Origin of the sequence: Priestia sp. SIMBA_032 (genome assembly GCF_046535215.1) — a bacterium.
Classification (GTDB): Bacteria; Bacillota; Bacilli; order Bacillales; family Bacillaceae_H; genus Priestia; species Priestia aryabhattai.
Genome location: NZ_JAWRXD010000215.1, coordinates 1 through 384, shown reverse-complemented (window position 1 = coordinate 384; position 384 = coordinate 1). Strand labels below are relative to the sequence as shown.

At 72.1% G+C, this 384-nt stretch carries 1 protein-coding gene; it reads right to left on the bottom strand.

Going from position 1 to position 384, the window contains the following annotated elements; genetic code table 11:
• Positions 1 to 125: 125 nt before the first annotated feature.
• Positions 126 to 384: hypothetical protein (locus SB717_RS34060; protein WP_410907234.1), on the bottom strand; the 259-nt coding region annotated here is incomplete at its 5' end.

The following is a 384-nucleotide window of genomic DNA, read 5'->3' as shown; positions in this document are numbered from 1 at the left end:
CCGTGTCGACGCGCACGACGACGAGCGGCGTGCCCTCCGGCGCGGTGACGATCGTCCGGATGCCGGTGATGCGCACATCGTCCGGGGCCGTCCACGGTTGATCGAAGGTGCGAAACGTGGCGGTGTCACGCATGGAGCGCTCCCAACTCGAGTTCGTCGCCGGCGGGCTCCGGCCGGTGGATGGAGTACAGCGGTTCGAAACCGAGCAGGTCGCGGGCGCGGCTGGTGTCGACGAGCGGTCCGTGCTCGCCGACAGGCGACCGGAGTGGCACCGTCGGCGCGTAGGTGCGCAGCAGCTCCTCGGCCGGGCGGTCGATCAGCAGGTCGGCCGCGCTGAGGCTCACGACGTGCGCCCCGCTCAGCGGCGCGATCAGCGAGCGCTCG